Source organism: Dorea sp. 210702-DFI.3.17, assembly GCF_020560825.1.
GTDB classification, from domain to species: domain Bacteria; phylum Bacillota; class Clostridia; order Lachnospirales; family Lachnospiraceae; genus Dorea; species Dorea formicigenerans.
The window spans coordinates 1-8894 of sequence record NZ_JAJCNB010000054.1 but is presented as its reverse complement, the minus strand read 5'-3'; the positions used below and the strand labels follow the sequence as shown (position 1 = coordinate 8894).

Genomic DNA, 8894 nt, shown 5'->3' with positions numbered 1-8894 from the left:
GCGGTTGTATGCTGACAGGCTGGATAAGAGAACCAGAAGGCTGGTATTATGCAGATCCAAGTGGAAGAAAAGCTCAAGGTTGGAGATATGTAAATGGAGCATATTATTATTTAGATGAGACTAATGAATTATATCCAGGTCTTAGGATTTATCAGTGCAAGAAAAAGATTGGTGATTATGAATATGTTTTTGAGAACGATGGAAGGATGCGGACAGGCTGGTCAAAGGAAAATGGAGCTTGGTATTATTATGATGAGTCTGGATTATTAGCATCAGGTTGGAGATGGGTAAATGGAGCATGGTATTATCTTGAACCAGTAGATAATAAGATGGTGGAAGGTTGTTGGAAGAAAATCAATAATTCTTGGTATTATTTACAGGCTGGTGGAGCAATGGCTCAAGATTGGCTTTATTTAAATGGAAACTGGTATTATATGGCAACGGATGGAGCGATGAAAACCGGTTGGCAATTAGTGAGAGGTACTTGGTATTATTTGTATACTTTGAATGACGTGCATGGTGGAAGTGAAGGAGTTATGGCTCGTAATACATACATTGATGGATATTATTTAAGTAGCAGTGGAGCTATGATGACTCGGGAACAGTCGCTTATGGCAAGCAGAGCACAAATGTATTCCAGCAATACAGAATGGTTAGTGTTAGTAGATCGTGCAAGTTGTAAGGTTGGAGTATTTCGTGGTGCTAAAGGGATGTGGAATCTGGTAAATTATTGGGATTGCTCACCAGGAAAAGATTCAACTCCAACGGTATCAGGAGTATTTCGTGTAGGAATCAGAGGATACTACTTTGATTCAGGTAATGCAAGATGCTATTGGTACACTCAATTTTATGGTAATTATTTGTTCCATAGTGTATTGTATAGTAAGTATAATGGAAGCTTGATAGATGGCAGGCTGGGAATGCATTTGTCGCATGGCTGTGTAAGAATGGATATTAATAATGCAAAATGGATATATGATACAATACCGAGTGGAAGTACTGTGGTTGTATATTAATTTATAAGTGAAAACAAAAGTGGTCTGGTGAAAAATACAGGTCACTTTTGGCGTTGTAAGAAAAAAGGAGAGTGTATGGTTAAAGTTAGTGTAATAATACCGATATATAATGTTGAAAAATATTTGAAAAGATGTTTACAAAGTGTAGTTCGACAGACATATGTAGATTATGAAGTTATTTGCGTTAATGACTGTAGTCCGGATAATAGTCAGTTTATAATTGATGAGTACGAAAAAAGATATCCTCAACTTGTCAAAAGTTATATTAATGAAGAAAATTTAGGACTGGGAAAAACACGTGAGGTGGGAATAAACAATTCAAATGGACAATATTTGATGTTTATAGATAGTGATGATTATATAGCACCTGATTATATAGAAACATATTATAACGCTATGCAAAAAGGCAAGTACGATGTAGTTATAGGTGGATATACCAGGGACTTAGAAGGAAAGTTAAAAAAACATTTTGCCAAACATAGTATATGGAGTTTAGCTACATATCCTATTGCGTGTGCAAAAATGTATAGAAAAGAGTTTTTATTAAAAAATCAGGTAAAATTTTCAACAATTCGTTGTGGAGAAGATATATATTTTAGTATGGCACTATATTGTGCAAATCCTCAATATAAAGTGATAGATTATTGTGGATATCATTATTATTATAATAGGGAATCTATTACAGGTTCTATGAATTATGAAAAAAATCATGAAAAATTCATAGTGAGTATCTTTAATGAATTTATGGAAAATTATGACATATATAATTTAAAAATAAAAGATAGAAAAGTGATAGAATATGTATATATTGCTAATATGGTAAATGCTTTGATAACGTATGGACATGGTGGTGGTAAAAAAAGAATGAAAGAAAAGTATGAATATTGGTTAAATGATATGAAAAATCGTTTTCCAGAGTACAAAGATAATCCATATGTGGGAATAATGAAGCCTAAGGGGCAAACCTTAAAGATAAAGTTAGGCGTTGGCATAATTATGAAATTAGAAAAAATACATTGTGCAAAGCTATTGTTATATATATTGGCTTTAAAATAAAGAGGAAAAGAAATTGGAAGATAAAAAAGTAACAGTGATTATTTCGGTGTATAATGCAGAGAAATATATTGAAAGATGTGTGAATAGTATATGTCAGCAAACATATCAAAATATCGAAATGATTTTGATAAACGATGGATCAAAGGATAAATCGGGAGAACTTTGCGATTTGTATGCAAAAAAAGATGCAAGGATAACCGTGGTACATCAATTAAATCAAGGCGTTTCGGCAGTAAGAAATGTGGGAATAAAAAAAGCACATGGAGAGTATATTATATTTGTTGATGTCGATGATTTTTTAGAACGTGATATGATTAACGAATTAGTTAAATGTACAGTAAATAATTGTTTGACTGTAGGGGGGTATTATATAGATATTGAAAAAGGTAAATATGAAAATTCTGTTCCTGTATTATATGAAAAAAAGAAAGTTTCGAAAGTTGACAAAAAGCAAGTAGTTACTGTATATAAAAAAGGTTTGCTTTGCTCTGTATGGAATAAATTATATTTAACAAAAATTATCAAAGATAATAATTTACATTTTTTTGAAAATATGAGCTTAGCAGAGGATGCGTTGTTTAATCTAAATTATTTGACAGCATCGAATAATGATTTTATTATATTGAATAAACCTTTATATCATTATATAAAAAGAGAAAATGAAAGTTTGGATCAAAAATATCGCTCGGATTTTTTTGAAATACAAAAGACATTGTTTGAAAATATAATTGAATATGGTATGAATGTTCATATTACAAAAGCTGATATGAATGAATTGAAGTATTATTATTTTAATGCGTTGGTTGTAGCAATGGATAATTTGTATTGCAATCGTAAAAAAATGGAAAAAGGAAAATATAATGAAAAAATGAATCGCATGAAAAATGAAAAAATATTTGTGGATTTGATAAAAAAAATGAAAGGAAAAAATAAGCTAATTAGTTCTATTAGATATTGTTTGATAAAAAGGGGAGCGTTTGTTGTGGATTGGAAAGTAAGAACAATAATTAAAAGAAAACTCGGAGTTATATAGAAAAATGAATAAACAAGAAGATACGAGACAAACTATAAAGGCAGCATTTGCAAATACAATTGCTAATGGGATTTCGCTGGTAGTAGGAATGGTTGTAATTCCTATTATAGCAAGAATTTTATCCACAGAAGATTTGGGAGTTGCAAGTTCATTTGTATCAACAAGAAATACATTTGTTATTATTGCAACATGTGCTGCATATGCATATGTTCATCGAGCAATGCTGGAATTCGATGATCGAAAAAGTTATATATATAGTATTGTAATATACTGTGGCATGGCTGTAATGGGTACTTTTTTACTTGGACTGCCATTTAAAACAGAAATTAAAAGATTGTTTTCCTTGGATGATTTTTTATACTATTGGTTGTTTGTAAGCGCTTTTATATTTGCAACCTACTCGATTGGTTATTACTATTGTGTATTTCACAATAAAGCGAAAATCATTTTTGGAATTACTTTATTAAGTGGCCCGGTAGCTCAATTGCTTGCGATAGTGTTAACATATGTTGTACCGCATAAAAAATATATAGGTCGAGTATTAGGATTAGATTCAGCGTATATATTAGTTTCGCTAGGAGTTATATATTGGTTGTTTTTTAGAACAAAACAGAAAAGTTTTAGTCGCTTTTATATACAAAAAACTTTAAAATTTACAATACCTATTATTCCTCATCTTTTATCACAGATGGTATTAACGCAATGTGATTTGATTGTAATTTCGTATTATGCAGGAGCGGGAAAAGTTGGAATTTATAGTATGGGACATACAGTTGGGTATCTTGCATTAACTGTGATGTCTCAGATTATGGCTGTTTGGTCGCCGTGGGTTTATAGAAGATTTGAAGAAAGGGATATAAAAGCAGTTTTTGACAATTCAAAATTAATGATTTTGCTGGGAATGTATATTTCAATGGGACTGATTGCTATATGTCCTGAGTTGATAAAAATATTTTTAACTAAAGATTATATGCCTTGTATTTATATTGTACCACCATTAGTTGTTGCAATGTTTTTACAGTTTATTTATTTGTTTTTATATGATTTAGAATATTATTACAAAAAAGCAAAATATATAGCATGTGCCTCTGTAATAGCAGCAGTACTTAATTTAATATTAAATATAATTTTTGTTCAAAAATATGGGTATATTGCGGCTTGTTATACTACAGTTGTAAGTTATTTGCTTTTGGTTTTAATTAATTATATATTCAGTGGAAAACTTAATGTAGCTAACGTTTATAGCGTGAAGTATATAATAGGGAGTATAATTGCAGTGGGGATATATGCGATTAGCATGATGTTATTAAAGGATTGTATTATACTTAGATATGTGCTGTTTATTTTGATATCTGTACTGCTATTAATGCTTGAATGGAAGGATATCAAAGTGATGATAAAAAATTTGAGGAGATAAAATTATGAATAAGATAATTATCCCCACAGGATATATGGGATCAGGTTCTTCGGCAATTACAGATATATTGTCTGAATTTGAAAGTTATAGGGCAAAAAATGGTTCTTTTGAATATGTTTTTATGCATTGTCCTGGTGGCATGTTTGATTTGGAAGATAAACTATTGATTGGGAACAATGCAGTACGTAGCGATGAAGCGTTACATACTTTTTATAAAACAATGACAGAGCTTTATAATGACAAATTATGGTGGCCGGCAAATTATAAGAAGAAAATCGGACAAGGATTTATGGATGCTACAGAAGAGTATATAAAGGATTTAATACAATATACACCTGATACATATTGGTATATGCAGGAAAAATATACATTTTCAGTGTTTTTCAAAATGTGCTTGAGAAAGCTAGTTAGTTTGATTACCAATAATAAAATAGTAATGGATCGTCCGTTGATATATAAGCCTATGTGGATATCTCTTGTGAATGATCAGGAATTTTATGAAATAACACAGAAGTATTTAAGAAAAATATTTATTCACCTTGGTATTGAAAAAAATAATTTGATATTAGACCAATTGATACTACCGTTTAACTTAAATAGAGTAGGACATTATTTTGATGAAAATGTGGAATGTTTTGTAGTAGAAAGAGATCCTAGAGATGTGTTTATTTCTAATAAATATGTATGGGCTAAAAAAGGAGAAAATGTTCCGTATCCGACAGAAGCAAAAGCTTTTTGCAAATATTATAAAAGACTCAGAAATATGGAGAAAGGATGCGTACATAATGAACATATACATAGAATTAATTTTGAGGATTTAATATATCATTATGATGAAATGATTGAAAAAATATGCAATATATTACATATTTCCTCAAAAGAACACGATATGCCTAAAAAATATTTCAATCCACAAAAATCAATAAATAATACACAGCTATTTCTAAAACAGGATTTTTGCGATGAAATGAGTATTATTGAAAAAGAATTAAAAGAATATTTATATCGTTTCCCATATCAAAGAACCGTAGATATGGAAAAAATATTTTAGGAGATTTATTATGAAAGTGGCATTGGTATTAGACGGGATTGGAGCAGGCGGAATTGAGAGAGTAGCAATTCAGTATGCAAAGATGTTTATAGATTTAGGGTATGAAGTAGATATATATAACTTAAAACCTAAAGCTAACGGATTAGAGAAAGAATTCCCAGAAGCGTGTAAATTTTATTATAAGAACGTTTCCGATTATTTACTTCCAGATAGATATATGTTGTTAGTTAAGCGGTGGCGTTGGGGAAAATACGTGTATCCTGTTGTTTATTTAGGAACATTATTAGCAATGTACGCTTATAGATTAACAATGAAAAAAAGAAAAAAATATGATATAGGAATCGCTTTTTCAGGCCATTTTAGAGACTTGTCGTTTGTTGCATATAATTTTATTTTAAGTGAAAAGAAAATGTGTTGGCTCCATGGTTCGTTGATGAGTTATTTGATTTTATCTAGTACATTTGGTGATTTATATAGAAAAATCAAGAATTTGTGTACATTATCGACGGATAATGAAATTGCCGCAATGGATGCAAATCGATTTTTAAACGGATTGAATATAAACAAAATATATAATCCAATAAGTTATCAAAAAAAAGAATTGGATATCCAAGTTGTAAATGATAATAAAAATACGTATGGTGAATACTTACTTATGATAGGTAGATTCGATCAGGACAAGGATCAAAAAACAGTTATTTATGCTATGAAAGATTTAGTGGAGAACTATGGAATACAAGAAAATTTAGTATTGATTGGAGAAGGTTCTACATTGGAAGAGTGTAAAAAATTGGTTAAAAAGTTAAGTTTAGAGGAAAGAGTATTTTTTACTGGTGTTCGTTATGATGTACAGAATTATTATGCTACAGCTAAATTGTTTATTCATTCTAGCAAATTAGAAGGTTTACCAACAGTCTTATTGGAGGCGATGAAATATGGTTTGCCCATTGTAGCTACTAATAGTAAACCTGGGGTACCTGAAATATTGAAAAATAGTGAGTATGGAGAAATTTGCGAAGTTGGGGATGCATCAGGTATGGCAAAATCAATATTTGATATGTTGTCTGATGAAGAGAAGATGAGAATGTACCGCGAAAAAGGAACAGAACGATTGAGAGATTTTGAATATGAAAATATAAAAAAACAATTAGAAAAGATTATTGGACATTTACAGTAAGACACAATAGGGAGGAAGGATAGTTTTGAAAAGAAAAAAAATAATAACGAGAATATGTGCAGCCTTAATGGTTGTCACAATGGGAGTATCAATGGTGTCAGGAACGAAAGTGTTGGCGGCAGAGGAGTTATTGACTGCGCCCTCGGTAGATAGTTCAGATGAAATTGCACAACAAAATGAGATAGAAGATAAAGCAGATGCAGTGACAGAAGAGAATAGTGATGATAGTGTTTTGGAAAGAGAAAACATTTCTGCTGATGGCGTTGCAGAAGAGGTGGAGGAATCAGTAAATGATTCAACAAAACCTTTAATCCAATATTTATATGTGGAAAAACCTAATTTGTCGGTAGGTGAGAAACAAAAAATTGTAGTTTCAGTAGCAGAAAATACAGAGGTTAACGGAGTGTCTCTGATATATCAAAAAGAAGAAACCTCAGAAATTTTAGAGACATGTTCGGTTAATGAAGCAGATGGGGCAAATGAATTTGATATTTTATTTCCAAATGAATCAGATATGGGAACATATTATATTCAAGGAGTAAAAATATATAATGGAAGTGAAGAGATAGTATACAATTTTAAAGAAATAGGAATCGATGCTAAATTTGGAGTAGAAGAATATTGTGAAACAGAACCAGATGCAATAGTGGAGAATGCTGATAATTCAACAGCAGTCTCCGATGAGGCGGGAATTTCAGTAATGTCTTTAGATGATGAAGACAATATTGAGGATAATACAGAAGTAGAAGAAAGTGTAAATAAAGAAATAAACAGCGAAAATGATATTGCGGTTTATTCTGAGAATACAGAAAAAACTGCAAAGCCTTATGTCATTGTTTTGGATCCAGGACATGGAGGGTATGATGGAGGTGAAAACGGTAATGGAGTAAATGAAAAAGATTTAACATTAAAAATAGCTAAACACTGTAAAAAATATTTAGAGCAACAAGGAAACGCTAAAGTATATATGACTAGGAACGATGATACATATGTTAGTTTGGCTGGGAGAGTAGACTATGCAGCTAGTGTTAATGCGAATCTTTTTGTGAGTATTCACTTAAATTCGGGAGGCGGATACGGAGCAGAAGTATATTATCCTAATAGTAATTATCGCTCAGATATTGGAAGTGAAGGAAAAACATTGGCACAAAGTGTACAAGATGAGTTAATTGCACTTGGAATTTATAGTAGGGGGATAAAAATAAGAAATAGTCAAGATTCAAAGTATCCGGATGGTTCGACACAAGATTACTATGCTGTAATTCAGCGGAGCAAACGTGCAGGATTTCCGGGGATTATAATTGAGCATGCGTTTATAGACAATTCCAATGACTTCTCTGCATATTTGAATTCCGAAGAAAAATTAGATCGATTAGGAAAAGCAGATGCAAATGGAATATTGAAATATATTAAAACTGGAAAAGGAGAATGGAAAGAAGATACAAACGGTTGGAAGTATCAGTATGTGCTTGGGGGATATGCCGTTGATAAATGGGAAAAGATAGATGGATTTTGGTATTTCTTTGATAAGAATGGATATAGAAAAACTGGTTTTGTAGAGCTTGGAAGTGTTACTTATTATTTTAATGATGAAGGGAAAATGTCAATTGGCTGGGAAAAAATAAATAACAATTATTATTATTTTAGTTCATCTGGAGCTATGCAAATTGGCTGGGTAAAACCGTATGACACATGGTACTATGTGAATTCCGAAGGAGTGATGCAGACCGGCTGGTTAAAATTAACAGAAGGAACGTATTATCTGGATGAATCCGGAGCATTAGTAGAAGGCTGGAGATGGATAGACGGAAAATGCTATTACTTTAAATCCGGAGGTTCTATGGCAAGAGATACATGGATTGGTGACAGCTATGTAGACAAAGATGGAATATGGATAGAAGGAAAAACGAAAAATCAGGCTCAGTGGATAAAAGTAGGGAATGAGAAATGGTATCGTCATGCAGATGGAAGTTATACGAGGTCAAACTGGGAAAAGATAGATGGAAAGTGGTACTTTTTTGATCAGAATGGCTGGCTAAAGAGAAGCTGCTGGGTAAAGCCATATGATACATGGTATTATGTAGATTCTGAAGGAGTGATGCAGACCGGCTGGTTAAAATTAACAGAAGGAACGTATTATCTGG

Annotated in this window: 7 protein-coding genes; all 7 read left to right on the top strand. The window is 31.7% G+C overall.

Features of this window, described 5'->3' with window-relative positions; translation table 11 throughout:
* The coding region (locus LI149_RS14490; RefSeq protein WP_227143569.1) for a L,D-transpeptidase at positions 1 to 1016 on the top strand (1016 nt) is incomplete at its 5' end.
* Positions 1017 to 1091: 75 nt separating this feature from the next.
* Complete coding sequence (locus LI149_RS14485) at positions 1092 to 2072, top strand: glycosyltransferase family 2 protein (RefSeq protein WP_118397734.1); 981 nt, start codon at positions 1092 to 1094, stop codon at positions 2070 to 2072.
* Positions 2073 to 2085: 13 nt separating this feature from the next.
* A complete protein-coding gene (locus tag LI149_RS14480) occupies positions 2086 to 3105 on the top strand; it encodes a glycosyltransferase (RefSeq protein WP_227143568.1) in 1020 nt (339 codons plus the stop codon).
* Positions 3106 to 3109: 4 nt separating this feature from the next.
* The gene (locus LI149_RS14475; protein ID WP_227143567.1) at positions 3110 to 4522 is read left to right on the top strand and encodes a lipopolysaccharide biosynthesis protein; all 1413 of its coding nucleotides are present in this window, start codon (positions 3110 to 3112) and stop codon (positions 4520 to 4522) included.
* Between the two features lie 4 nt (positions 4523 to 4526).
* Positions 4527 to 5573, top strand: coding sequence for a sulfotransferase (locus tag LI149_RS14470; protein WP_227143566.1), 1047 nt, complete (start codon positions 4527 to 4529; stop codon positions 5571 to 5573).
* 10 nt (positions 5574 to 5583) lie between these two features.
* Positions 5584 to 6750: a glycosyltransferase gene (locus LI149_RS14465; protein ID WP_227143565.1), complete on the top strand. Its 1167-nt coding sequence runs from the start codon at positions 5584 to 5586 to the stop codon at positions 6748 to 6750.
* 25 nt (positions 6751 to 6775) lie between these two features.
* A partial coding sequence (locus tag LI149_RS14460; protein WP_227143564.1) for an N-acetylmuramoyl-L-alanine amidase occupies positions 6776 to 8894 on the top strand: 2119 nt, incomplete at its 3' end.